The sequence below is a fragment of the Alteromonas sp. ABH4_452 genome, assembly GCF_056311825.1.
Genome location: NZ_CM149973.1, coordinates 2,018,435 through 2,044,582 on the forward strand (window position 1 = coordinate 2,018,435; position 26,148 = coordinate 2,044,582).

The window sequence follows — 26,148 nt, forward strand, 5'->3', positions numbered from 1 at the left end:
ATGAGTTATCAGGTACTAGCAAGGAAGTGGCGACCGGGCAAGTTCAGTGAACTTGTGGGTCAGGAACATGTTGTCTCTGCCATTTCAAATGCTTTGGATAACGATCGTCTACACCACGCTTATCTTTTTACAGGTACGCGAGGCGTAGGTAAAACCACTATTGCACGTATTTTTTCGAAAAGCCTTAACTGCGAAGAAGGGCAAGGGGCCAACCCTTGCGGTCAATGTAACACCTGTAAAGAAATAGAGCAGGGCAACTACGTTGATTTGTTAGAGATTGACGCTGCATCAAGAACCAAAGTTGAGGATACTCGAGAGCTTCTTGATAACGTGCAATACAAGCCAACTCGCGGACGTTATAAAGTGTACCTTATCGATGAGGTACACATGCTTTCAAAACACAGCTTTAATGCGCTGTTAAAAACGCTGGAAGAGCCACCTCCACACGTTAAGTTTTTACTGGCGACTACCGATCCTCAAAAGCTTCCAATAACCATATTATCCCGTTGCTTGCAGTTTAACTTGAAAGCTATGTCTCGGGAGCAAATTGTTGGGCAGCTACAGCATATTTTAGAACATGAACAGTTGCCTTTTGAGCCACAAGCGCTAACGCTTTTAGCTAGAGCTGCTCAAGGCAGTATGCGTGATGCGTTAAGTTTAACGGACCAAGCTATTGCACAGGGTGGAAATCAGGTTCTGTCATCGGTAGTGACCGACATGCTTGGCCTGATGGACAAGAACCAGTTGCTTAAAGTGGTTCATGCGGTGGTAAGTAAAAGTCCTGCTGATGTATTGCAGTTAGTTAATGACATTGCGGAGCAAGCACCAGATTATGACAACGTCCACAGCGAATTGGCCAGCCTGCTGCATCAAATAGCGTTAACGCAATGGGTGCCTGAAGCATGTAAGCTAGAAACCACGTCGGCTAAAGCGATATTTCAATTAGCGAAAACTATTCCAGCAGAGCAAGTGCAGTTGCTTTACCAGATTGCGCTGCAAGGAAGAAAAGACTTACCGTTTGCGGCAGACGGAAAAAGTGCGTTTGAAATGACATTGATGCGTATGATGTCGTTTGCTCCAAACATCCCCATCGACGACACCACAAGTGAGATTGAAAACGGGAGGAGTGAGCATAGTTTACCTGTAGATCATGCTTCTTCCAGTGGTGGCCCGGGAAACGTCGGTAAGCAGGAGGAAGCGCCATTAAGCGAAACTTCTGCAACCAATGTGCAGGAGGCGACGTCTTCACATCTATCGGTTGAATCTACCTCTACCCAATCGTCAGAAAGTGCGCCATCTACCCCTGATTCACTTGCTACATCAATAATTGATGAAGAGCAGCAAGAACAGCCTCAAAAGACGTCGGCATTTGAATCACAGCAAGAACAGCAGTCTGCAGCCGTTGATGAAAGCGAGTTGAGTGAAAGTAATGCTCAGTCGGCGCTATCTCATGTGGAATCAGGTGCAACGCCGACTCAAACAACAGGGCTGGACCGTGACGCTGCACATGGTGATGAATCTGTAAAGTTAGCACCAACTTCGTCTATTGAAGATGTAGCTGCAGAAAATACCGCCGTACAAACAGGAAACGTTTCTACCCAGCGTGAACCATCGCCAAAGGACACCAGTGCGCCCCAAAACGAGGCCGAGCAGCTTTTTGATGAGCCTCCGCTAGATGCTTACATGGACGATATGCCGCCTCCGTCAGAAGTCGATGTATCCTTAGGTTTTGAAGAATTTCATAACGCTGAGGGTTCTCACAACGCTGAAGGTTTTCATGACGCTGAAGGCTCTCATAAAAACAGCGAGTCGTTGTCGCGCGAAAGTGAAGCGTCCTCATTAACCGCAGAGGAACAGCTTACCTCTACGGCAGATATGTTGGCACTTCGTCAAAAGCTAAAGCAAAGGAAAGCACAAGACGCAGAAGCAAAAAGTACCAGTGCAGCGAATGCTAAAACCGAAAGTGCAAGTGATATTCAAGCGCGCTTTACCAAAAGTAAAGCCGAGGCCTTAAGTACTGCACAAACTGCAAATGGAATTAATAATATTGGCGATAATGGTGCAGGGCAGGCTAGCGCTGATAACGAAAGCAAGAGTGGTAATTTAAGTCCCGTTGGGCATGACGATAGCCTTGAGTTGCAAGATCATACCCCAGAGCTTAAAGGTCATAACCCTGAGCCTGTAAATAGTAGCCCTGAACTTGAAGATAACAGCCTGGAGCCTATAGAAAGCAGCTCAGGATATAAAGACAATAGCATTGCACGTGATGACAATCCTCAACTGGATAGTACAAATTCAGGCTCGTCTATAGGCATTACTCACGCGCATTCTACTGACACTATGCAAACTAGCGAGTCAGAAAGTAATCATTCTAGCTCAAACAACACGAGCGATTTCTCGCTTGATGAATTTGAAGAGGATATGCCTTTTTCAAATGATGAAGCTGTCGCTCAACCAAGTACAGCGGCGTCTACAGAAGATATGCCTCCTTGGTCTACTGATTATGATAATCAACCGCCTCAACACATTGAAGGTGCTGACTATGTTGAAGCTCCCTCAGATAGCAGCTCAAATTACGAGGATGCTCCAGAGCAGATGGAAAGTGTGGGAGATCGGTCTTTTGCGCGGGATGCACTAAATTTTGATACGCCGCTGAGCAGTACCTATGACGGACAGTTAAAGGCGTACTTAAATGACGGAAGCAAATTAACTCACGCTAGCCAAATTGACGAATGGAGCAACTTAGTTGAGCAAATGCCGGTTGCTGGTTTACTTAAACAATTGGTGCTGCACGCATCATTTTCTCGTGATGGCAATCAAGTGTCCCTTGAAATTGACCATAGTCAGACGCACTTATTAAATGATAGTGCGAAAAAGCAATTGGTTGATGCAATCCATCATGGGTTGGGTGAAAACGTTGAAGTAAATATCACGTTAGGTGAACCAGCATCTACACCTTTTGCGTTACAACAAGAGATTCATGCCATGCGCCATGCGCATGCACATTCGGTGATTAAAACCGACGATACAATTCAAGCATTGCTATCGACTTTCGATGCGTCAGTGCTAACCGATTCGGTTAAAGCGCGATAGCAGAATTATTAACACCAAAACGAAGCGAGACAAAAATTATGTTTAAAGGTGGAATGGGCAATATCATGAAGCAGGCGCAGCAAATGCAAGAGCGCATGCAAAAAGCACAAGACGACCTAGCCAAAATTGAAGTAACCGGTGAAGCGGGTGCAGGAATGGTTAAAGTCACCATGACATGCAATCACAACGTACGTCGTGTAGACATTGATGAGTCATTGATGGACGACGACAAAGATATGGTTGAAGACTTGGTTGCTGCAGCATTTAACGACGCAGTACGTCGAGTTCAAGAAACTAGCAAAGAGAAGATGGGTGATGTAACTGGTGGAATGCCACTACCTCCTGGCTTCAAAATGCCGTTTTAAAAAACTAAGCCCTTAGCGCCCGCCTCTATACACCAGCTTAAGTTTACAAAACTAACGGGGTCACATAGGGGCTAAAACTCCAAAAAGCTCTGGTTCTGCACTAGAGCTTTTTTGTGTCTACCGTTTCAATCATAAGTTTCAAATGAGTGGTACATTCGACGACTAATTTAATCACACTTGCCAGCGTAAATTAGGCTATTGCTATATTGTTAAGCCTACTTCATGTCTAACGCTAAAAAAACACACGTCTGCTTATATTTACACTAATATTAATAAACATGCATAAAGAGTTTAGATTCGCTAGAACCTAGGCTATATTTTATCTGGAATGTTTGTTTAGTTTTTCTTAAAGGCTCCTGTGAAGCTTGATACTGCTAAGTTTCCATAGGCGTCATCTAATATGAAGTGGTTGGGATAATAATAATGCACGATGAAGCAGGCGAACTTTCATCATTAGTCGATCAATGCGATAAAGAACCGATACACCTTCTAGGTCGGATACAAAGCAATGGTTTTATGATTATCGTCGATAAGGCGGGGGTTGTTACTCATTTTTCAGAAAACCTGAACCAATTTGCTGATGTTCCGAGCAATCAACTGCTCGGTTGCACATTTTGGGAATTAGTCGATCGTGAACTTGTGCACGCGATACGTGGTGCGCAAAGCCAGGCAATGATCCTTGGCAAAGCAGCCTACCTTCATTCTGTATCAATACCGCATTGTAAAGACACATTCGACCTGTGCATTCATCAAAGTGCCGAACACCTCATCCTTGAATTCGAAAAATTAGAGAGTTTGGGGAAGTATGAGGGGGTTATCACAGCGCTAATGGCTCAGATATCGATGTTTCCTGAGCTTGAGGACCTTTATCAAGGTTTAGTTGAAAGCGTGAGAACTGCGACTGGACACGACAGAGTGATGCTTTACCAATTTTTATCCGACGGTTCAGGCGAAGTTATCGCAGAGTCAGTGTCAAACGAAATGACTCCTTTCTTGGGGTTGCGTTACCCCGCGTCGGACATTCCGCGTCAAGCAAGACAGCTTTACAAGAAAAACCTTATTAGAACTATTTCTGACGTTAACGGTGAAACTTTTCCTATTATTGGTAACAAAAAAAGCGATGGAGCTTCTATAGATCTCTCACTTTCACGCCTAAGGGCTGTTTCCGAAGTGCATATTCAATATCTAAAGAATATGAAAGTCGGCGCCTCTATGTCTATATCACTTATTGTGGAAGGTGAGTTGTGGGGGTTGATTGCATGTCATCACAACACTAAAAAAGTTATCCCTAGTCGCTTAGTTTCGCAATTAGAACTCTTCGCAGAGATGTTTTCACTAGAATTATCCAGAAGGCTGGTAAATGAACGGATAAGAGTAAGCGAGAAAGCAAATGCTACATTTACACGTGTACTTAGCAACCTTTCTCTAGGCAAGTCACTCAATAATGCTATCGTAGAACAGTTATCCCTGCTTAAAACGCTTATAGATATTGACGGCATCGGCTGTATTTTTAGCAATGAATATACTAAGTCAGGTGCTGCATTTAGCGCACGAAAAATCAAACGTCTTACAGCAATACTCGCTGAACTTCCCGAAGAAGAAATCCATCAATTTGACAACTTAGCAGACATTCACAACGAGTTAGCGGATGAGAGTGTTGCCGGGGTATTGGCATTAAAGATCTCTCATCAGCCAATGGACTATATTTTTCTTTTTAGAAACTCAGTTGTGCAACAAGTCTATTGGGCGGGTAACCCTGCAAAACGCGTCGAGCTGAAAGAGGGGAAGGAAACGCTTACTCCACGAGCGAGTTTTGATAAATGGGTAGAAAATAATGAATCTACTTCTACTCCATGGACAACGCTGGATATTGAACGTGCTAAATCTATTAGGCTCGGTGTAATGGAACTAACCATTCGCCATTTGCACGAAAAAGAACTACTGCAACGTGAAGCCAAAAAAAGACTCGAGTTACTGATTGGTGAACTAAACCATCGCGTTCGCAATATCTTAAATTTAGTCAGTGCGATTATCGGACAGACATCACAGAGCAAGAAAGATATTGATGAATTTGTGGTCTCTTTATCGTCGAGAATATCTGCACTTGCTCTGGGGCATGATCAGCTTACGCATGCCTCATACAACAGTGTAAGATTCAAAGAGCTTCTTCATAACGAGCTCAAAGCTTACATGATCAATGAGTCATCTTTTAAGATAGACGGGCCTGATATAAGAATCTTACCCTATGCAGTAACGCCTATCGTGTTAGTCTTTCATGAAATGATTACCAATGCTGCCAAGTATGGAGCGCTAAGCGCGACAAGTAATGATGGCAGAGTGGCGATAACCTGGGAATTAGACGAAAAAGGCTGCTCTATTAAATGGGAAGAAATAGGGGGGCCTCCCTTACATGGTTTAGGTGATGAAGGGTTTGGAATGACGGTTATAAAGTCAGTCATCCCCCACGAATTAAAAGGCAAAGCGTCATTGAGTACTAAAATTACCGGGCTCAATGCAGAGTTTCTCATTCCTCGTAAATTTATAGAATTGGGTGCTAGCCAAACAAGTACTCCACATGCAACCCATGGCGAAAAGCCTCAATCCATTAGTAAAGCTAATACCGAAAAAATCCTCACAAGCGCCTTTATCGTTGAAGATAACTTACTTATATCGCTAGACCTCAAGAAGCACCTTAAACAATTGGGAATTGATAAAATTGATATTTTTGGTGATATCAGTTCAGCAAGAGCGGCGTTGGCCAAAGTTAAACCTTCGATGATGTTTTTAGATGTTCATTTGGGAAATGAAAATACCTTTCAGTTAGGTATTGAAATACAAAAGTTATCAATACCCTTTATCTTCATTACGGGTTATGGAGCGACAATAGAGCTGCCAAACGAGTTATCTAATGTGGATGTATTAACCAAACCCGTCGACACAACATTGCTAAAGCGCTCCATCGAAGCTTTTGGCTTTAAGGTGTAAAGCTGTGACTGATATAACTCCGCCCTTGATACTTGTTGTTGAAGACAATTTAGTTGAAGCAATGAATGTTAAGAATGCGCTTACCGAAGCAGGTATGCAGGTGTTAGGCATAGCAAAGACGGAAAGCGAACTGTATGCGTTAGTAGATAAACGTGTTCCGGATCTGATTTTGATGGACATTGATTTGGGTGGTTCAGATTCTGGTATTGGAATTGCCAAAAGCATTACAGAGAGGTTTAAAGTACCCGTAGTGTTTAGTACCTCTTATTGTGATGACACGACAATTTCTAATGCGCTCGCGATTTCCCCGTATGGATATCTAGTAAAACCGTACGGCGTGCTTTCGCTTACAACGACTATTCAAGTTGCGCTGGAAAGAAAGAAAACGGAGAAAGCGCTCGCTTCTTCTAATAGACGTTTCGCAATGGCCTCAAAGATTGCTAAGTTAGGCGTGTTAGAAGTCGATACCTCTACTCAGTCAGTCGTTATTAAAAGCGTCGAGAACCTTTTTGATTTTCCACGCAAAATGCCAATATCCAAATTCCTTTCGTTGTTTCCCGAAGAAACGGAAGTTGAGTTAAAAGAGGCGATACATTTAAAGTCGAATTATCTCACAACCTTGCAGCTGAAAATTGAAGGGCAAGCGACTAAATGGTTTCAGGTTGTCCTTTCCGATGTAGGGTGGGGCGAAGACTACGTTCAAATTGGCGCCATACAAGATATATCAATCCTACAGAGCGCTCAGTCAAACCTGAGTGTTGCAGATAAGATTGTAAGTGAAATTAAAGAAGGCGTTTTAGTCTGTGATGCTGAAGGTCTCATAATAAAAGCTAACCAATCCTTATGTGAGATGCTAGGTACCCAAGCCGAGCATCTAATATCTACCCACATTAACAATGTTTTTCCTAAAGCGCGAAAACACGATCCTCGTCCAGACTATTTGATAGACGGTTTAAGGACAGAACTCACTATTGTAAGCGAAGGACAAAGGTTTCATTTAACCATGTCGGTAACGTCATTCGAAATTGATGTTGGTGAAACTAATTATGTTGCCATTCTCACAGATGTTTCAGAACTAAAGTCATCGGAAAGTCAACTCAAGTACCTTGCATTCACTGACGCCCTCACAGGCGCGGGAAATCGAAACCTACTAAACAACATTGTCGAGACTTATAGTGAATCATGTGAGCCCTGCTCGATTATTTTTATTGATATCGATGAGTTTAAGCTTATTAATGATACCCATGGACATGAAGTGGGAGATGAGATTTTGAGAGCGTGTGCAAGTCGATTTAAGGCAGCGCTAAGAGACGATGATACTGTTATTAGGTTTGGCGGTGACGAGTTTGTTGTTGTAACAAGCACTACCTGCCATAAGCTTTTAAGTAAAATGACATCCCGGTTATCCTCTTCATTGAAAAAAACATTTAGAACAACATCAGGTGACTTTCAAATTACAGCGAGTATCGGCCTTGCTTCATCTACAGAAAGTATGTCGCCAACAGAGCTACTAAAAAATGCCGATATCGCAATGTTTTCAGCAAAGCAAGGGGGTAAAAACAGCATTGTCACTTTCAACGATAATCTGTCGAAAAACATTGAATATAGGCTGTTTATCCAACAAGGGCTTAAAAGCGCTATCCAAAGTAAACAAATTACCGCTTATTTTCAGCCTATAGTGGGCTCTAACGGTGAGGTTTTGGCCGTGGAGGCATTAGCTCGTTGGCACATTCCCAGCCATGGACCAATCAGCCCAGAAAAGTTTATTCCAATAGCTGAACGTACAAAGTATATTCATGATATTGGGTTACTGATGCTTGATGAAGTCTGTTTTGCACTCAAAGCACTAAGCGGATGGGGTTTTTCAAAGATAAAATTCAATCTAAATATGTCTGCGGTACAGTTACAGAATGATGGCGTCGTAGAACTGTTTGCGGAGCGCTTTGCTTTCCATAATATTGACCCTGGACGAATAGTCATCGAAATAACTGAATCCACGCTTCAAAGTTCAAAGGCGAGGGAAGTGCTTACCAAAATTAAAGGTCTTGGGGTCATTATTTCCATCGATGACTTTGGAACAGGCTTTTCTTGCATATCAGAATTAGCTGACGAAACGTATGATGCAATCAAAATCGATCGCTCGCTACTGCCTGACTTTCCACTACAAAGTAAACAAGAAAAACGCAGAGCGCTGATCATCGAGAATGTGGTGTCAATGTGTGTGAAACTAGGCATGCCGTGCACGTTAGAAGGTTTAGAAACCTCTGAACAGGTAACCTTCGCCAAAAAGATTGGTGCCAAAGCTATGCAAGGATATTACTTCACGAAGCCTTTGAGCTTAGTCGGCTTGATGGAGTATTTGCAAGCAGAGCATGCTTCACCGCTTGTTAGCATTACCGCACTAGCCGAAGGGCAATGAAGACGCTAGTTATTTGAGTTAGTACTGCTGAGTTTTTGTTCCACTTTTATATCATTCTTCATTTCTTAGGCATCCGTTCACACTAGAGAGGTTTCAAGCAGTATTTTACGTCGACAGAAGCGTACCTATCGCACTAAAATGTCGCTTCACTTAGAGTTGGTCCTTTATCTGACCTGATTCGTTATATTATTGACTCTTTATTTCCTCTGCGTAGAGGCAGCTTCCTGCAATGAAAAGCGCTGGGAGAACGTAAAACCAATCACCCTAAATAGAGGTTTGTAGTGCTAAGGAAAGGCTTAGTTATCACCACGGTTCTTTTGCTCCCTATCGCAGCCGTGCTGTTTTTTATGAGTGTTCACGAACTGTTTAAAATGAAAACGGTAACAGTAGACCCAAAACTCAAAGAAATTTCTGGAATAGAGTTCGACAAATATAAAAGGCTGTGGGCTATTAATGATAGTGGTGACGGACCTATTTTGTATTTGCTGGGCAAGAACGGCAGTATTGTTAGAGAGGTTACGGTTTCAAACGCTAAAAATGTAGATTGGGAAGATATGACCCAAAATAGTTTTGGTCATTTTTTTCTAGGAGATTTTGGTAACAATGACAATAAACGCCGCTGGCTCACTATCTATAAAATAGAAAATCCCATTGACATTGAAGGGGATACTACTGAAGCAGAGATTATAAAGTTCACCTATCCAGAAATGGGTAAAGGCAAAGTGAAGCCCCAAGACAAAAACTACGATTTAGAAGCCTTCGTAGAATACAAGCGTAATTTGTATTTATTCACCAAAAATAGAACCAAGCCCTTTGATGGCATTACAAAGCTATACAAAGTGGGCGACCATGCTGCCAACTTCGATGCACAGCTAATAGGTGAGTTCAAAACCTGCACTACCCTAGAGAAGCTATGCTGGATAACCTCTGCGGCGATAAGCCCTGATAGAACAAAGCTTGTACTACTCGATTCAACTAGCTTGTGGCTTTTCGAAAATTTTGAAGGCGACAACTTTTTTAGCGGTGACGTTTCTCGTATCGACCTTGGTGTGGTAACACAAAAAGAGGCGGTAACTTTCTACGATGACAACACCCTGGTGTTCACTGACGAAGAGTACAAAGGGCTATTTGGCGGCAATGTCTACGAAGTTAAACTCGACCAAGTGAAGCGTAACGTGATTAAATACCGCGAAAGCCCGAAACTAACCGAACAAATACCTAAGCAGTAAATATTATGAAGTTCAGCCCGCTACTCTCAGAACTAATACAGGCATTAACCTGTCTTCCCGGTGTTGGAAACAAAAGCGCTCAGCGAATGGCATTTCACCTATTAGAGCGAAATCGCACAGGCGCTATCGATTTAAGCAACGTGTTGCATAATGCCATGGAGCACATTCACCATTGTAAACGCTGCAGAACATTCACCGAAGATGAACTATGCGATATTTGCCGTCACCCAGAAAGAGAGGCTAGCGGTTTATTGTGTATTGTAGAAAGTCCTCAAGACGTATTAGCGATAGAACAAACGTTAAGCTACAAAGGCCAGTATTTTGTACTAATGGGGCATTTGTCTCCTATCGATGGTGTTGGGCCTGAAGAAATTGGTTTAACCGAGCTTGAGGCGCGTTTAGCCGCTGGTGGGATAAATGAAGTTATCTTAGCCACAAACCCCACTGTAGAAGGGGAAGCAACAGCGCACTATATTGCTCAGCTATGCACAAGTCACAATGTGGACGCCTCTCGCATTGCCCATGGTGTACCGGTTGGGGGAGAACTTGAATACATTGACGGCAATACACTTACCCACGCTTTTTCGGGTCGCCGCAAGCTGTAAGTAACATACCGAGCGTTTTGAGTACACAAAACGCTCTTTTTCTTAAAACCGTTCTTCCATTTCCAAGATAACACCTTCCTATTCGCTAGTTAAATAAGCGGTATATACCTTTTCTCGAAAAAGTTTACGAATAGAAAATAAATTTTCGTTCTAAACGTTGAAAAGTGCGTTGAGTGACCTTACCTGTTTAACATCAAACGTGATCCATTCAACGAGGAGATATTGGATTATGGCTGAAGCAGCCCACAAAGAAACCCACGGTTTTCAAACAGAAGTAAAACAGCTTCTTCAACTGATGATTCACTCTTTGTATTCAAACAAAGAAATTTTTCTACGCGAGCTTGTCTCTAACGCGGCAGATGCTGCGGATAAATTGCGCTTTCGCGCATTAGAAAATGATAGCCTGTACGAAAGCGATGGTGAATTAAACGTAAAACTTAGCGTTGATAAAGAAGCGAACACAGTTACGATTACCGATAACGGTATTGGTATGACTCGTGATGAAGTCATTGCTAACTTAGGTACCATCGCCAAATCTGGTACTAAAGACTTCTTTAGTAAGCTTTCTGGCGATAGCGCAAAAGACTCCCAGCTTATTGGTCAGTTCGGTGTAGGTTTCTACTCAGCATTTATCGTTGCAGACAAAGTGACTGTTCGCACTCGTGCGGCTGGTGCCGATGCATCTACTGGTGTTGAATGGGTTTCAGACGGTGAAGGTGAGTTCACTATCGCCGAAATCAACAAGCCTACTCGCGGAACAGAGATTACGCTTCACCTTCGCGAAGACGAAAAAGAATTTGCTGATACATGGCGTCTGCGCTCGATTGTAAGCAAATACTCGGACCACATCAGTATTCCTGTGCAAATGTGGAAAGATGAAGTGCCAGAGAGTGAAGGTCCGGATGGCGGAAAAATCGAAGCTCAGCCTGGTGAGTGGGAAGTGGTTAACAAAGCCACCGCGCTGTGGACTCGTGAAAAGTCTGATATTACTGATGAAGAGTACAACGAGTTCTATAAGCATATTTCTCATGACTTTGCCGATCCGCTAGCTTGGGCGCACAACAAGGTAGAAGGTAAAACTGAATATACCAGCTTACTTTATATCCCTTCTAAAGCGCCTTTCGATATGTGGAACCGCGACCAAAATCATGGTCTTAAGCTTTACGTTCAACGCGTTTTCATCATGGATGACGCAGAGCAGTTCATGCCGACCTACTTGCGTTTTGTTAAAGGTTTGCTAGATAGCAACGACCTTCCGCTAAACGTGTCTCGAGAGATTCTTCAAGACAACAAGATTACCCAAGCACTACGTCAAGGTTGTACCAAGCGCGTTCTACAAATGCTTGAGAAAATGGCGAAGAATGACAGTGAAAAATATCAGTCGTTTTGGAATGAGTTTGGTAATGTACTAAAAGAAGGTCCAGCGGAAGACTTCAGTAACCGTGAGAAGATCGCTGGTTTATTACGCTTTGCTTCGACACACGGAGAATCTGACGCTCAAACGGTTTCATTAGCTGATTATATTGAGCGAATGAAAGAAGGCCAGGATAAGATTTACTACGTGACTGCAGACAGCCTGCAAGCGGCTAAATCTAGCCCACACCTTGAGATCTTCCGTAAGAAGGGCATCGAAGTGTTGCTAATGGGCGAGCGCATCGACGAATGGCTAATGTCTCACCTAACTGAGTTTAACGAGAAGCAGTTTGTTTCTATCGCGAAAGGAAACTTAGATTTAGGCGACTTAGAAGACGAAGAGACTAAGAAAGCTCAAGAAGAAGCAGAGAAAGAAGTAGAAGGTGTACTAGAGCGAGCGAAAACAGCGCTAGGTGACAAGGTTGTAGACGTTAAGTTTACGCACCGTCTTACTGACTCACCTGCGGTGATTGTTGCCGACGACAATGGCATGACTACACAGATGATGAAGTTGATGCAGGCGGCTGGCCAGACCGTACCAGATGTGAAGTATCACTTTGAACTTAACCCTGAGCACAGCTTAGTTAAACTGCTTGCCGACACGCAAGATGAAGAGCTATTCAACCAATGGGTTGGTGTACTCTTTGATCAAGCAGCGTTGTCAGAGCAGGGCAGTTTGAAAGACCCATCTACGTTTGTTCAGAACTTGAACACCTTGCTAATGAAGTTGGCAAAATAAGCAGGTAGACAGCAGGTTTATACTTAAAAACGGGCATCACGCCCGTTTTTTTATGTCTACTACTAACAAAAGTAAATTTGGCTGTTTTATTGTGCTATATTTTGGCAGTTAAAATTTCTAGTTAATCACTTAAAACTTTAAAATTTCATGATTTAAAGAAGATGGATTAGCGGGCGATTAGCTTACAGGTTTCGACTTAAATTTATAAAAACGCCTATAAGCTGAACATATATTCGCCATTAGTCTTAAGATTAACTTTACGGTACTTCTTACACTTGTCACTACAGTGTTGAATGTGTAAAGTGCCCGAAGTAAAAAGTTCAAAAATCATAAGCGGAGAACGCACTCATGCGAATCATTCTTCTCGGCGCTCCTGGCGCGGGTAAGGGCACACAAGCTCAGTTCTTGATGGGCAAATATGGCATTCCACAAATCTCAACGGGCGATATGCTTCGTGCTGCGATTAAAGCAGGTACAGAGCTTGGTCTAGAAGCCAAACGTGTAATGGACGAAGGTAAGCTAGTGTCTGATGAGATCATCATTGGCCTAGTTAAAGAGCGTATTGCACAAGATGACTGCAAAGACGGTTTCTTGCTAGACGGTTTCCCTCGTACTATTCCACAAGCTGATGCAATGAAAGAAGCCGGTGTTTCTGTTGACCATTGCATTGAGTTTGACGTTCCAGATGACGTCATTGTTGAGCGTATGGGCGGTCGTCGCGTACACCCAGCATCGGGCCGCGTTTATCACGTTGTTTACAATCCGCCTAAGGTGGAAGGTAAAGACAATGAAACAGGTGATGACCTAATCGTTCGTGACGACGATAAAGAAGAAACAGTGCGTAAACGTCTTGCTATCTACCACGAGCAAACTAAGCCTCTTGTAAACTATTACAGCGCTGAAGCTGACGCTGGAAACTGTGAATACCACAAGCTAGACGGAACACGTCCAGTTGAAGAAGTAAGTGCTGAGCTAGCTGAGCGTTTAGGCTAAGTACCAAAGAGAACTACAAAAGGTCGCATATGCGGCCTTTTTTTGTTGCTTGTAACTTAATAGCGGATAACGTTTAATAGCTTCTAATGAACGTATGATGTAATCACTGATTAAACTTACGCGCTATAATTATAACATGTGGAGTAGACCATGGTTTTACCAATCACGGCGTTTTATGCCAGCCTATTGGGTATTTGTTACCTGTATTTGTCGTTTTTAGTTATTGGTGCCAGGCGTCGTCACCAAGTGAGTATTGGCGATGGTGGTCACGAAGATCTTGGTCGTTTAGCGAGAGCCCACGGTAACTTCAGTGAGTACGTGCCCATTACTCTCATTATGATAGCCTGTTTTGAAGCCAATACGGGCCAAGTATGGGCTGTTCACGCTCTGGGAAGTGCATTGTTATTCGGGCGCGTCTTTCACGCTTACGGATTAGGGAGACACTCTGGCGTCAGTTGGCAACGCTTTGCGGGGATGATATTGACGTTTCTAGCTATGCTTTGTGCTGCAATAGGTAATTTGGTGCTTATCCATTTCGGGTTGTAGTCGCAGTATAACTACTAAATTCATATAAAAATGCCGGCTTAATGGAATTATTTCATTAGCTGGCATTTTTTATATCACTTCCAAGCAGATTAAATTAATCAGGTATTTAAGACAGGTTCGCTTTACGTGTTGCGAAGGTATAGTACGAAAACCAGCTGAATATTCTCACGTAGTTATGTACTTTGCTGGCACATTCGAGAATACGCAAGAAGACCCATCGCCTCAGGCGTTTAACTGTTAAATAATCTTGGTTGTTATTTAAATGCTTAAAATCTTGATGACTCTGGTATTTATGATTTTCTACACTTACTTGTTGAAGCGCAGGTTTAAAGTGAAGATGATGGATGCTTGGCGCGCCGACATTGTGGGGTCAGAGGTTATGGTTTATATCATAATCATTCTGCCGGTACTTTTCGCATGGTTCACAACGGTTCTAATTGAATACTTGTTCTTTTAGAGCAAGCTAATCGACGTTAAGAAAGCGCTCAAGGCACAGTAATGTAAAGTAATACCATTGAGCGCTTTGTCGTTTTACAAGCCTTTAGAAGCGGTAAGTTAGTTTAGAGTAAACAAAGCGGCCACGAGGATTGTGTACGCTACCTACGTAACCGTAAAGGTCGCTATCACCATCACCAATAGCAAACGGTGGCTCTTCATCAAGCAAGTTGTTAGAACCAATTACTAAGCGAAGATTGTCGCTGTAGTTATAACCAAACTGTAAGTCTACCAACATTTGCGAATCTACTGTTCTAGACGTATTTTCTTCAAAGTCCAATACACCGTCGAAATCAATGTCAGGTGTGTCTTCAAACTCACCAATAAAGCTAATGTTCAAGTTAGCATCGAACGAACCTTTAGACCACGTTGTACCGAACAACCAACGATGCTCGGGGTAACCGTATTCGCCCGTGTATTCCAGACCGTCTTTTTCAAACTCGTCCATATATGACCAGTCTAGGTTGAAGCGTACGTTACCGTATTCTTGAAGCTCCATGCTGTAATTAGCACTGAAGTCTACACCAGAGGCTTCTTGTGACGACACGTTTTGGTAAGTGTTGAAAATTTTCTGAATAACACCTAATGACTCACCTTCCTGAGGGTCTAAACGAACACAGATTGTACTGTCTTGGTTATTACACTCGGCATTGTAAACCAAACCAAACTGCTGCTCGTCGATTTTGTTGTCTTGGGTGATGCTCCAAACGTCAATGCTCAAACCAAGCTCTTGAATAGGTGCATAGATAACACCCACGTTCCATGACTCTGATTCTTCTGCATCTAGGTCAGGGTTACCCGCAAACTCGATGTTGTAATCTAGCGATTCACAATCTTGACCTGTAGCTTCACAGCGATATTGGTCTACAAAAAATACGCTTTTCTGCGATGGACCAAGGCCAACTTGTGCAAGAGACGGTGCTCTAAAGCCTTGTGCCCAAGAGCCGCGTACGGTTACTTCGTCGCTCGGCGCCCAACGTAACGCAATTTTAGGGTTGGTTGTGCTGCCAAAGTCGCTGTAGTGGTCGTAGCGGCCAGCTAATTGAAGTTCTAGCTCTTCAGCCAACGGAATTGAAAGCTCTAAATACGCAGCATACTGGTCGCGTTCTGCTGAAGCTGACACAGACTCAGTACCAAATATTAAACCGCGTTGGAATTGTACGTCTGGTACGTCAGACACTTGTTCTTCACGGTACTCCACGCCCGCAGCCATCATGACAACGTCGTCACCAAATTCAAAGGCTTCGCCCGTAATGTGTGCATCAACGCTGGTCATGCGAGATTCACCGCGACGCACTAGGCTGGTGGTTATATCATCAATTACGCTTTGCGGGTTAGTAACGCCACCAAAAGGATTGTAGTTGCCAAGATCGATTTGCTCTTGTAACCAGTCAACGCGAACCCAGCCTTGTGATTGGTCACCGCTTTGCTCTGAACGGCTGCGACCTTTTTGTACCGACGCTTCCCAATCATAGTCATTAAATGTACCGCGAAGACCCGCGACAAGACGTAGGGTATCAGACTCAATGTCCCAACGACGAGCGCCAGCGTCAACAGGGCGGTAGCGGCCAATTTCGATATCTTGACCAAAAGGATTATCAGGGTGAGTGCCTGGAACGGTTAAACCCGCGTCTTCATCAAGTGGGGTTGCTGCGCCGCCTGCTTCAGACGTATTGTGTTGCATAGCCACTTCCATAAACGCTGTGGTTTCATCGCCAATTTTGTAATCAAACTGGCCGATAAAGCCTACGCGCTCGGAAGAAGGGAGCACCAAGCCAAACGGGCCGTAATCGAACAGGCAACTGCCAGACGCCGTAGCGCTATCTTCAGGACAATCTGGGTCGATGGTTTTAACACCATCTACATAAAAGTAGCCAGGGTAGCCGCGCGATGAACGAAAATCCATGCCGCCATAAGGTGATTGATTTGCTGTACCATAACGACCCATTTCATCAGCGCCTAGCGTGCTGTTGTTAAAGTAGTCAATAATAACAGTAGCACTGCTTTTTTCGCTTTGAGAGCCCCACAAAATGCTCGCTGTGGTTTCATCATAGCTTGGTCCTGTAGTGCCACCGTAACCGGCGTTAATTTCAAGACCTTCATAGTCTTTCTTAAGCACAACGTTAACTACACCTGCTACCGCGTCTGAACCATAAATCGCCGATGCACCGTCTTTTAAAATATCAATGCGCTCAATGGCAGACACTGGAATAGAGTTAATATCAACAAATGAATTCGTGATGCTTTCTGCAAATGCGCTAATTGCTACACGGCGACCGTTAATGAGTACCAGTGTCGCGTCGGGGCCCATACCGCGAAGCGATACTGCTGCAGCACCATTCGCAGTAGAATCTTGGCTATTGTTACGAGTTGAGAAGGTACCTGCACCGGTTGCTGGCATTCTTTCTAATAGCTGCTGTAAATTTTCATAGCCCATGCCTTCAATCATGGTTGCATCAATTGATTGAATAGGAGAAGGGCCTTCCATATCTGTGCGCTTAATACGAGAACCGGTGACCGCAATTCGTTCGAGGTTAGCTGATTCTTCGTCAGCTTGCTGTGCATACGCAGGAGAAAGAGAAGTTAATCCTGAAAGTGCTAATCCCACTGCAATTGCACTTACTTTACGACCTTGTTTCATTATTATTTCCTTATTGTCCATCTTACTTGTTGTGTGTCTCTGCAACATAGTTATGCTGCAAAATTATGAATAGCATTCCTTATACTAAAGTTGCAATAGGGAAAAATAGGAAAAATGTGACACTTGGTTACAAGGTGTGTAAATAAAGACTTACTTTTTAGTGTAATGCTTGTCTAAACAAAGTGTTCTTAATGGGGTGAAATCTCGAACGGGCGGAGAGTTGAAGCGTATCGCCGAGTGCTACTGACTTGGTATAATTAAGAAATAATTTGTCCGTACAAGCGTATGGTTTTTAATATGTGTGTAGCGGTCTGGTGCACATATTTTTTTCGTGAGATATCCGCGACCACTCGTTTTCGCAGAGCTGACCAGTCTTTTTATGATGAAAATTTGAACGTGAGTAAAGGTCGCTTTCAAAACGCAATGAAGACTGAACTTAAATAGCTTTATTGAAGTGCCTCAAAAACTCTGTCTCTTCTCGGTAAATACATATCATGCGTGTCTAAAGAAAATGCAACAGATGTCGCCTTACCTTGAATCTCTTCAACTGGAATGAATCCATAGTAGCGGGAATCGACACTATTGTTTCTGTTATCACCCATAGCGAGGACATGAGCCTTGGGCACAGTGACCGTATTAAAACTCTTTGCTGGGCTTGGTATTGGGTTAAGCGCTATAGTGCGGTTATGACCTAGAATGTCTTCAGAATAAACCTGCTCATTTGTGGGGGTTAACGCCGCTTTCTCACCGTTAATAAAAAGCACATTATTTTTTAAAGCAACCTTATCGCCCTCGACGGCAATGACTCTCTTAATAAGCCTTGTATCAGCAGCGCTGCTGTCGATAATCACGATATCGCCGCGTTTTATATCACCAGTTCGAGCAACTACAACATCGGTAAAGGGAAGCTCTAGCGTGTATGCTGATTTATCTACCACGACCCGGTCCCCGACCATAATGGTTGGCTCCATAGAGCCCGTGGGAACATGATACCAGTCGGCCACGCTGCTTCTAAACGAGAAAAGCAAAACGATCAATAAGATAAAAGGCAGATTGTTTTTTACGCTTTGTTTAATATTTTTCAAAATTGAGTGCTCGCTAATCGCATCTGGCAAAATCATGCAAAGACTTTTGAGATCTTACTGTTCATTAAATATAGAAGTCAATCTAACCCATTCGTTCAACTTTCCGGTTTGAAAAATGTAAGCAACTGTGTCTTTGCTTATTCAGAATCGCCTCACCTCCAATACTTCTATCTTAGTTTGTTTAAATACGAACTTCTAAAGAGTGTAATTAATATGACCGAAAAGGTGCGAAACCGACGTACTTGTATTAGAACACGCACCAGTGTAATTAATATCGTCGTGCATTACTCACCTGCTATTACGCTGTTGAAAATGTTTGAACGAAGTTTAGAAGTTTAAAAAAACGTTACGGAGGCATAAGTGACTGAGAAAGAGAAGGAGTCTGGGCGTCGAGAACAGGATGTTGCGCTTAGTCATACTGAAGAAAAGGATGTTCAAAATAATCAAAGTTTAAACTCTGTCTCTTTATACGCAATTGTGCATCGAGAAGGTCTGGAGGAGCTTCAGCGGCCCATGATGTCGCTGTGGTGGTCTGGGGTTGCGGCGGGTATTGGAATTTCGCTGTCTATTCTGGCTGAGGGGATCCTGCATCACCTCTTTTCCGGTTCTCCTTATCAGTTTGTGATAGAGAACTTAGGTTATACGGTGGGCTTTGTACTAGTTATAGTTGGTCGGTTACAGCTATTTACCGAAAATACACTGTCAGTTATTTTGCCGTTGCTAAGTAAACCATCTCTTAATATGGGAGTGTGCATTGCACGACTGTGGACTATCGTTTTCGCCGCAAACATGGTTGGCACCTTCTTAGCCGCCTTTTTCAGCTATACCCTACAAGCAGTTCCATCAGAGCAGGTGGAAGGAATGACTGCTATATCTGAGCATTACGCTGCATTATCACCGTCAGACGCCTTCTCATATGGCATTACGTCTGGCTTTATCATTGCCGCTATTGTATGGATGAAGCCTTCAGTTAAGCACTCTCAAATATTGATGATCGTTATTTTTACCTATCTTATTGCCATCGGAAACTTTACCCACGTAATAGCAGGCTCTACTGAACTCTTTCTATTGGCTCTGCAAGGGCATATCAGTATTGCCGAAACGGCTGCGTTAATAGGCGCAACTCTGATGGGTAATATCGTTGGCGGAACAGGACTGTTCGCACTGTTAGCTTATGGGCAGGTAGTAAGGGAAATAGAGAAGTAGAAAGGTAAGGAAATCGAGAAATAACACATAATAAATAAAAATGCCCTTAGCGCTTATCGCACTTAGGGCATTTTATATAAAACGTTAGCGTGTTCGCAGATTACTTATGACGCTCACGCAACACATTTAGTGCATCATTTAACGACATATCGCTTGCCTGAAGAAGAACCGTTAGGTGATACAACAAATCAGCGGCCTCGTTTTTAAGCTCTTCTTTGTCGTGCACTGTAGCCGCTAGCGCGGTTTCAACGCCTTCTTCACCTACCTTCTGAGCTATGCGCTTGATGCCTTTGTTATAAAGGCTTGCGGTGTAGCTGCTTTTAGGGTCGGCATCTTTGCGGGCAGCCAAGACACGTTCTAAGTCTGCAAGAAAGGTAAATGCCGGTGTGTTGCCGTCAAACCAACAGCTTTCAACACCAGTGTGGCATGTCGGGCCGTTTGGGTTGGCAAGTATCAACAGTGAATCTTGATCGCAGTCACAAGCAACGCTCACTAAATCTAGCGTGTTGCCCGAGGTTTCACCCTTGGTCCAAAGGCGCTGCTTTGAACGGCTGAAAAAGGTTACTTTTTCTGTTTCAAGGGTTTTCGCTAGCGCGTCTTGGTCCATGTAACCCTGCATTAATACCTTGCCTGATAGTGCGTCTTGCACAATCGCAGGCAGCAGGTTGTCCATTTTATCCCAAGCCAGTTTATTGCTGTTTTCGTTAGTAATGATCACGGGTTTACTCCTTCTGCTTGCGCCGTTAATCCGTGACGCTTACGCATGGCAACGCCATTGCTGGTTAACTCTGCTTTAAGCTCATCAATGTTGATGATGCCTTTGTGAAATACCGAGGCTGCAAGTGCGCCATCTACATCAGCTTGTTGGAACACATCAGTAAAGTGAGCAATTTCGCCTGCGCCACCCGATGCAATTAGGGGCACTTCGCAGACATCGCGCACGGCTTTAAGCTGCTTCACATCATAGCCTTTACGTACACCGTCTTGGTTCATGCAGTTAAGTACTATTTCACCTGCACCGCGAGACTGAGCTTCTTTGATCCAGTCAATGGTTTGCCACTGGCTTTTCTGTGTGCGGCTCTCATCACCTGTGAACTTGTATACTTCGTATTGGTCGGTTGCTTCGTTATAGAAACTGTCGATACCAATTACTACGCACTGTTGTCCGTACACATCATGAAGCTGATTAATAAGCTCAGGGTTATTAAGGGCAGGGGAGTTAATCGAGATCTTATCCGCACCCATTTCCAAAATGCGCCCAGCATCTTCAATGCTTTTAATGCCACCTGCGACACAAAACGGTATATCAATAACCTGTGCAATACGGCTTACCCAGCTTTTATCTACCACTCGGGCGTCAGAGCTTGCGGTAATATCGTAAAATACCAACTCGTCGGCACCCGCTTTAGCGTATTGCTCGGCAAGAGGCACGATGTCACCAATAATTTCATGGTTTCTAAATTGAACGCCCTTAACGACTTTACCGTCGCGTACATCCAAACAGGGAATTATGCGCTTTGCCAGCATGCAATAGCCTCCTTCACCGTGAATTTACCTTCAAGTAATGCGCGACCTAAAATTACGCCGCCAACGTTAGTCGGCTTCAAGGCTTCGATATCAGCAATGCTGCCAATACCGCCAGACGCTTGCCAGCTTACATTAGGGAAACGGGCTGCCATTTCTTGATAGAGCTCAGTGTTAGCGCCTTGTAGTGTACCATCGCGGCTAATATCGGTGCATAGCACGTGCTTAGCGCCAACTGTAGCGAAGTCTTCAAGCAAGCCTTCAAGAGCAACGCCAGAATTCTCTTGCCAACCGTGGGTAGCAATAAGCTTTTCACCGCTGTCGCTAATATTGATATCAAGAGCTAAAACGATGTGCTCTGGACCGTACTTTTCTACCCAGGACTTTACTAGCTCAGGTTGTTTTACCGCCAAAGAGCCTATTACTACGCGGCTTACGCCAGTTTCAAGTAACTGCGCAACTTCTTCTTCGCTACGAATACCGCCGCCGGCTTGAAACTTCATGCGCTTAGTGTCGACCATAGACTTAATCAGTGAAAGCTGACGCTTACTAGTGTCTTTCGCGCCCGTAAGGTCAACAATGTGCAGCCAAGTTGCGCCTTGGTCAGCATAGTCGTGAACCACGTCAACAGGGTCCAGTTCGTATTGGGTTTTTTGCTCGTAGTCACCTTGATAAAGGCGGACTACATGTCCTTCAATAAGATCAATCGCTGGAATAATCATTATAGGTTCACAAAGTTAGTCAGTAGTTGTGCTCCGGCTTCGCCAGAACGTTCTGGGTGGAATTGCACCCCGTAAAAATTGTCTTTGTTTATGGCCGCAGAGAACGTATTTCCATAAGTGCAGCTTGCAAGCGTGTGCTCGTATTCAGGAACGGCAAAACTGTGCACAAAGTAAAAGTAGGTATCTTGCGGAATGCCTTTGAACAGACTTTCGTTGTTGTGTGAGACAGTGTTCCAGCCCATATGAGGTAAGCGCACGCCTTTTGATTCCATGCGCGCCACGTGTCCAGGCATAAGGTTCAAACAGTCGATGTTACCTGTGCCTTGAAAACCACCCTCAGCACTAGTTTCAACCATAAGCTGCATGCCTAAACATACACCCAGCACAGGTTGGGTTAGCGCCTGAAGGGTTTCTACCAGTGCTTTTTGCTTAATGCTTGCCATAGCCGCTGCTGCGGTACCAACACCGGGTAAAAACACTTTGTCAGCGCTTTTAATCACGTCTACATCGTCAGATACGTCTACTTGAACGCCTAGGCGTTCAAGGGCAAAGCGTACCGATGAGATGTTGGCACAGCCGGTATTCACTATTACTATTTTTTGTCGCTGGCTAGTGTTTACCACTGACATTACAGTGCTCCTTTACTGCTTGGTAATGCATCACCTTGGCGCGTAATGGCTTGGCGAAGGGCGCGACCAAAGACCTTAAACAAGCTTTCTACCTGGTGGTGGGCATTACCTTCGCTGGTGGATAGGTGCAGCGAAAGACCCATGCTTTGCGCAATCGAGTAGAAGAAGTGTGGCACCATTTCAGTGGCCATTTCGCCTACTTGATCACGACTAAATTCAGCGTCGAACTTAAGGTGAGGGCGGTTAGAAATGTCCATAATACATTCTGCACGGCACTCATCCATTGGCAAGGCAAAACCAAAACGGCCAATACCACGTTTGTCGCCCAGTGCCTTTTTAAGTGCTTCGCCAAGGGCTAGGGCAGTGTCTTCCACGCTGTGGTGATCGTCAATGTGCAAGTCGCCGTCGGTAGTGAGGGTTAACTCAAAGCCACCGTGGGTAGCAATTTGGTCAAGCATGTGGTCAAAAAAGCCCATGCCGGTTTGAATAGTCGACTTGGCCTGCGAGTCAAGATCTACACGTACTTTAATGTCTGTTTCAGAAGTCGTGCGTACCACTTCAGCAATACGTGACGACGCTAACAAACTTTTCTGAATATCGTTCCAGTTTAAGCTTTCTCGGTTGTATTGGAAGCTGCGAATACCCATGTTTTCAGCAAGCTGTACGTCGGTAATTCTGTCACCAATTACAAAAGAGCGGGTGAAGTCCACCTTGCCTTGCTGCAAGTATTCTTGCACTAGGCCAAGCTTTGGTTTGCGGCATGTGCAGTTATCAGCATCGAAGTGCGGGCAAATAAGCACATCGTCAAACACCACGTCTTGGCTTTCAAAAATCGCCATCATGGCGTTGTGTGGCTTGTCAAAGTCTTCTTGAGGGAAGCTGTCTGTGCCCAACCCGTCTTGGTTACTTACCATAACGAGTTTAAACCCAGCTGCTTTAAGCTTTAGCAACACGGGAATAACGTTTGGCTCGAAAACCAGCTTTTCAAGACTATCTAGTTGCTTATCTACCGGAGGCTCTTCAACAAGTGTACCGTCGCGGTCGATAAATAAAATGGCTTGCTGACTCATGCCGCATCCTCACTATTTTTAAATTCGTTAATCAACTGCATTAAACGCTGATTTTGTTCTTCTGTGCCTATGCTTACCCGTAAACAGTTTTGTAAGTTAAGCTGTTTTGATTGGTCGCGGATTAGCATGCCTTGGCTCACCAAGTACTGCATTAACGCAGACGCTTTCGCGTAGCGGAACAAGATAAAGTTTGCTCGCCTGTCACCAATTAGCTCAAAGCCTTCAACTGCTTCTAACGCTTCAGCTAATGCTTCTTTTTCGCGGTTAAGCGTTGCAACCTGCAGCTCAAGTAACGTCAGCGACTCAGTCGACAATGCTTGTGCGGCAATCTGCGCCACTGGCTCTGGAATAGGATAGGGCGCTATCACTTTAAGTAGTGCTTGAATGACGGGGGCCTGAGCAAGCGTAAAACCACAGCGGAGCCCAGCCAGCGCAAACGCTTTCGATAGCGTACGAAGTACAACTAGATTCGGATAGTTGTTTATTTCATTTGCCCATGTATTGTCAGCATCAAACTCAATATATGCTTCATCTACCACCACTAAAGCCTTATCAGCAAAGTGATTAAGCACAGTCTTAATATCTTCACGAGCGACCGGCGTACCGGTTGGATTATTAGGCGCGCAGATGAAAATCACGTTAACGTCTTCTTCTGCGCAAACTGCATTCACATTCAAGCTGAAATCATCGTTCAAAGGGACTTTTTTAATACCCACATCGCAGGTTTCAGCGCTGATTGCATACATACCGTAAGTAGGCGGGCAAATCAGAATCTTGTCTTTACCCGGCGTACAGAAAGTACGAATAAGCAGTTCAATACCTTCATCGGCGCCACGAGTAACGATTAACTGAGACTTATCAAGCCCTGCGTAGTTAGCGTAACCACTCACTACCGCTTCAGGCTGACACGATGGATAGCGGTTAAAGTTACCGCTATCTACATTATATTCGTTGGCATAAGGTGACTCGTTGGCGTTAAGCCAATCTTGACCGCCTGAAAACAAACGACGTGCTGACTCGTAAGGCTTTAGCGGCACTAAATTTGCGTTAATTAGGTTATCGATAAGTGCCGACATTAGGCGTCTCCCTGCTTAAGTGCCTGCATACGAAGTGCAACAGCTTGTTCGTGGGCGTCTAACCCTTCTGCTGCGGCTAGTGCCATAATCGCAGGGCCTAAATTACGCATGCCGTCTTCACTTAACTCTTGAATGGTGTAGCGACGCATAAAGTCCAAAAGCCCAAGGCTAGAATAATTCTTAGCATAGCCGTATGTGGGCAGCACGTGGTTAGTGCCTGACGCATAGTCCCCTGCAGATTCTGGTGACCACGGGCCCAAGAATATAGAGCCAGCGTATTTGATTTTTGGCAGATAATTACGGGCATTCTCAATTTGAACAATTAAGTGCTCAGCTGCATAGGCATTGCTTGCTTCAATGGCTTGTTCAATTGAATCGGCCAAGATATAGCGTGCATTTTCCATAGCTGGGCGAGCGATTTCAGCACGAGACAGCGTAGCTAATTGGCGTTCAACCGCGGCTTTTGCTTCTTCAATAAGCGTGGCGCTGTTGGATACCAAAATGGCCTGTGAATCTGGGCCGTGTTCGGCTTGAGACAGTAAGTCTGCAGCCACAAATTCAGGGTTTGCAAATTCATCAGCAAGTACCAATACTTCTGATGGACCCGCCGGCATATCAATAGCAGCACCATCAGCACGTTGGCTAACTTGCTGTTTAGCTTCGGTAACAAAGCTATTGCCAGGGCCGAAGATTTTATCGACCTGAGGAATCGTTTCAGTACCCAATGCCATAGCTGCAACCGCTTGAGCGCCACCACACAAGAAGATTTTATCAATGCCGCATTTTCTTGCCGCATAGGCAATTTCAGGCGCAATAAGTTGTTCTTTATTTGGCGGTGTGCACAGGAGTTTATTTTCACAACCTGCCACTAGCGCGGGTACACCAAGCATTAGCACAGTTGAGGGAAGTGGAGCACTGCCCCCTGGAATATACAGACCTACTGCGTCAAGGGCAGTGAAGCGGAGCTCACATTTGACGCCAGGCGTTGTGGTCAGCGCAATATCACTGGGCATTTGCGCTTCGTGAAAGGTCTTTATATTGTTAAACGCGGTGTCGATAGCGTTTGCGACTTCAGGTGTTACCTTAGCTGTAAGTGCATCGATATTCTCTTGCGAAAGCACAAGGCTTTTTAGATCCGGGCAGTCAAATTTCCGTGTGTAATCAAGTACTGCCGCATCACCTTCTGCTTCAACGCGGGCGATAATCTCGCCCACGGTTTGCTTTAACTGTTGGCTATTGGCCATAGCCGGGCGGGCTAGCGCCTGTTTTTTCTCATTTGTCGAGAGAGATGACCAAGTAATCATAATTGTCTG

General features: G+C 44.3%; 19 protein-coding genes. 10 read left to right on the top strand and 9 right to left on the bottom strand.

Going from position 1 to position 26,148, the window contains the following annotated elements; all coding sequences use genetic code 11:
• The 9 genes from dnaX (at position 1) to ACYX4N_RS08655 (ending at position 14,387) form a co-directional block, all read left to right on the top strand.
• A complete protein-coding gene (gene dnaX, locus ACYX4N_RS08615; protein ID WP_476056257.1) occupies positions 1-3,093 on the top strand; it encodes a DNA polymerase III subunit gamma/tau in 3,093 nt (1,030 codons plus the stop codon).
• Between the two features lie 38 nt (positions 3,094-3,131).
• The gene (locus tag ACYX4N_RS08620; protein WP_014950049.1) at positions 3,132-3,458 is read left to right on the top strand and encodes a YbaB/EbfC family nucleoid-associated protein; all 327 of its coding nucleotides are present in this window, start codon (positions 3,132-3,134) and stop codon (positions 3,456-3,458) included.
• A 423-nt stretch (positions 3,459-3,881) separates the two neighbouring features.
• Positions 3,882-6,443 (top strand): HWE histidine kinase domain-containing protein, encoded by a 2,562-nt coding sequence (locus ACYX4N_RS08625; RefSeq protein ID WP_476056258.1) that lies wholly within the window; start codon positions 3,882-3,884, stop codon positions 6,441-6,443.
• Between the two features lie 4 nt (positions 6,444-6,447).
• On the top strand, positions 6,448-8,862 hold the full coding sequence (locus ACYX4N_RS08630; protein ID WP_476056259.1) for an EAL domain-containing protein: 2,415 nt from the start codon (positions 6,448-6,450) through the stop codon (positions 8,860-8,862).
• A gap of 281 nt (positions 8,863-9,143) precedes the next feature.
• Complete coding sequence (locus tag ACYX4N_RS08635; RefSeq protein WP_474805872.1) at positions 9,144-10,091, top strand: hypothetical protein; 948 nt, start codon at positions 9,144-9,146, stop codon at positions 10,089-10,091.
• Positions 10,092-10,096: 5 nt separating this feature from the next.
• Positions 10,097-10,696 carry a recombination mediator RecR gene (recR, locus tag ACYX4N_RS08640; protein ID WP_039222833.1) on the top strand — a complete coding sequence of 200 codons (600 nt, stop codon included), beginning with the start codon at positions 10,097-10,099 and terminating at the stop codon, positions 10,694-10,696.
• Between the two features lie 229 nt (positions 10,697-10,925).
• On the top strand, positions 10,926-12,848 hold the full coding sequence (htpG, locus tag ACYX4N_RS08645) for a molecular chaperone HtpG (protein WP_476056260.1): 1,923 nt from the start codon (positions 10,926-10,928) through the stop codon (positions 12,846-12,848).
• A gap of 348 nt (positions 12,849-13,196) precedes the next feature.
• Complete coding sequence (gene adk, locus ACYX4N_RS08650) at positions 13,197-13,841, top strand: adenylate kinase (protein WP_334059352.1); 645 nt, start codon at positions 13,197-13,199, stop codon at positions 13,839-13,841.
• A 150-nt stretch (positions 13,842-13,991) separates the two neighbouring features.
• Positions 13,992-14,387 carry an MAPEG family protein gene (locus tag ACYX4N_RS08655; RefSeq protein WP_474805876.1) on the top strand — a complete coding sequence of 132 codons (396 nt, stop codon included), beginning with the start codon at positions 13,992-13,994 and terminating at the stop codon, positions 14,385-14,387.
• 541 nt (positions 14,388-14,928) lie between these two features.
• Here ACYX4N_RS08655 and ACYX4N_RS08660 read toward each other — a convergent pair.
• Complete coding sequence (locus ACYX4N_RS08660; protein WP_476056261.1) at positions 14,929-17,523, bottom strand: TonB-dependent receptor; 2,595 nt, start codon at positions 17,521-17,523, stop codon at positions 14,929-14,931.
• 446 nt (positions 17,524-17,969) lie between these two features.
• Positions 17,970-18,644: a signal peptidase I gene (lepB, locus tag ACYX4N_RS08665; RefSeq protein WP_476056262.1), complete on the bottom strand. Its 675-nt coding sequence runs from the start codon at positions 18,642-18,644 to the stop codon at positions 17,970-17,972.
• Positions 18,645-18,968: 324 nt separating this feature from the next.
• Here lepB and ACYX4N_RS08670 point away from each other — a divergent pair, with 324 nt between their 5' ends.
• Positions 18,969-19,814 (top strand): formate/nitrite transporter family protein, encoded by an 846-nt coding sequence (locus tag ACYX4N_RS08670; protein ID WP_476056263.1) that lies wholly within the window; start codon positions 18,969-18,971, stop codon positions 19,812-19,814.
• A gap of 100 nt (positions 19,815-19,914) precedes the next feature.
• Here the strand turns inward: ACYX4N_RS08670 and hisIE are convergent, their stop codons facing one another.
• The 7 genes from hisIE to hisD are packed head-to-tail and all read right to left on the bottom strand — an operon-like array spanning position 19,915 to position 26,139.
• Positions 19,915-20,532: a bifunctional phosphoribosyl-AMP cyclohydrolase/phosphoribosyl-ATP diphosphatase HisIE gene (gene hisIE / locus ACYX4N_RS08675; protein ID WP_476056264.1), complete on the bottom strand. Its 618-nt coding sequence runs from the start codon at positions 20,530-20,532 to the stop codon at positions 19,915-19,917.
• A complete protein-coding gene (hisF, locus tag ACYX4N_RS08680; RefSeq protein ID WP_476056265.1) occupies positions 20,529-21,341 on the bottom strand; it encodes an imidazole glycerol phosphate synthase subunit HisF in 813 nt (270 codons plus the stop codon). The genes hisIE and hisF overlap by 4 nt, the downstream gene beginning before the upstream one ends.
• The gene (gene hisA, locus ACYX4N_RS08685; RefSeq protein ID WP_179983944.1) at positions 21,323-22,060 is read right to left on the bottom strand and encodes a 1-(5-phosphoribosyl)-5-[(5-phosphoribosylamino)methylideneamino]imidazole-4-carboxamide isomerase; all 738 of its coding nucleotides are present in this window, start codon (positions 22,058-22,060) and stop codon (positions 21,323-21,325) included. The genes hisF and hisA overlap by 19 nt, the downstream gene beginning before the upstream one ends.
• Positions 22,060-22,689: an imidazole glycerol phosphate synthase subunit HisH gene (gene hisH, locus ACYX4N_RS08690; protein WP_476056266.1), complete on the bottom strand. Its 630-nt coding sequence runs from the start codon at positions 22,687-22,689 to the stop codon at positions 22,060-22,062. Before hisH ends, hisA begins: the two co-directional genes overlap by 1 nt.
• The gene (hisB, locus tag ACYX4N_RS08695) at positions 22,689-23,759 is read right to left on the bottom strand and encodes a bifunctional histidinol-phosphatase/imidazoleglycerol-phosphate dehydratase HisB (RefSeq protein ID WP_476056267.1); all 1,071 of its coding nucleotides are present in this window, start codon (positions 23,757-23,759) and stop codon (positions 22,689-22,691) included. Before hisB ends, hisH begins: the two co-directional genes overlap by 1 nt.
• Positions 23,756-24,835 carry a histidinol-phosphate transaminase gene (hisC, locus tag ACYX4N_RS08700; RefSeq protein WP_476056268.1) on the bottom strand — a complete coding sequence of 360 codons (1,080 nt, stop codon included), beginning with the start codon at positions 24,833-24,835 and terminating at the stop codon, positions 23,756-23,758. The genes hisB and hisC overlap by 4 nt, the downstream gene beginning before the upstream one ends.
• Positions 24,835-26,139, bottom strand: a complete 1,305-nt coding sequence (gene hisD, locus ACYX4N_RS08705; RefSeq protein ID WP_476056269.1) for a histidinol dehydrogenase — start codon at positions 26,137-26,139, stop codon at positions 24,835-24,837. The genes hisC and hisD overlap by 1 nt, the downstream gene beginning before the upstream one ends.
• Positions 26,140-26,148: the final 9 nt, after the last annotated feature.

Excerpts from the sequence above, each read along its gene's own strand:
- dnaX (WP_476056257.1), top strand. The coding sequence starts at position 1 with ATGAGTTATCAGGTACTAGCAAGGAAGTGGCGACCGGGCAAGTTCAGT.
- ACYX4N_RS08620 (WP_014950049.1), top strand. The coding sequence starts at position 3,132 with ATGTTTAAAGGTGGAATGGGCAATATCATGAAGCAGGCGCAGCAAATG.
- ACYX4N_RS08625 (WP_476056258.1), top strand. The coding sequence starts at position 3,882 with ATGCACGATGAAGCAGGCGAACTTTCATCATTAGTCGATCAATGCGAT.
- recR (WP_039222833.1), top strand. The coding sequence starts at position 10,097 with ATGAAGTTCAGCCCGCTACTCTCAGAACTAATACAGGCATTAACCTGT.
- htpG (WP_476056260.1), top strand. The coding sequence starts at position 10,926 with ATGGCTGAAGCAGCCCACAAAGAAACCCACGGTTTTCAAACAGAAGTA.
- adk (WP_334059352.1), top strand. The coding sequence starts at position 13,197 with ATGCGAATCATTCTTCTCGGCGCTCCTGGCGCGGGTAAGGGCACACAA.
- ACYX4N_RS08655 (WP_474805876.1), top strand. The coding sequence starts at position 13,992 with ATGGTTTTACCAATCACGGCGTTTTATGCCAGCCTATTGGGTATTTGT.
- ACYX4N_RS08660 (WP_476056261.1), bottom strand. The coding sequence starts at position 17,523 with ATGAAACAAGGTCGTAAAGTAAGTGCAATTGCAGTGGGATTAGCACTT.
- lepB (WP_476056262.1), bottom strand. The coding sequence starts at position 18,644 with ATGATTTTGCCAGATGCGATTAGCGAGCACTCAATTTTGAAAAATATT.
- hisF (WP_476056265.1), bottom strand. The coding sequence starts at position 21,341 with ATGCTGGCAAAGCGCATAATTCCCTGTTTGGATGTACGCGACGGTAAA.
- hisA (WP_179983944.1), bottom strand. The coding sequence starts at position 22,060 with ATGATTATTCCAGCGATTGATCTTATTGAAGGACATGTAGTCCGCCTT.
- hisH (WP_476056266.1), bottom strand. The coding sequence starts at position 22,689 with ATGTCAGTGGTAAACACTAGCCAGCGACAAAAAATAGTAATAGTGAAT.
- hisB (WP_476056267.1), bottom strand. The coding sequence starts at position 23,759 with ATGAGTCAGCAAGCCATTTTATTTATCGACCGCGACGGTACACTTGTT.
- hisC (WP_476056268.1), bottom strand. The coding sequence starts at position 24,835 with ATGTCGGCACTTATCGATAACCTAATTAACGCAAATTTAGTGCCGCTA.
- hisD (WP_476056269.1), bottom strand. The coding sequence starts at position 26,139 with ATGATTACTTGGTCATCTCTCTCGACAAATGAGAAAAAACAGGCGCTA.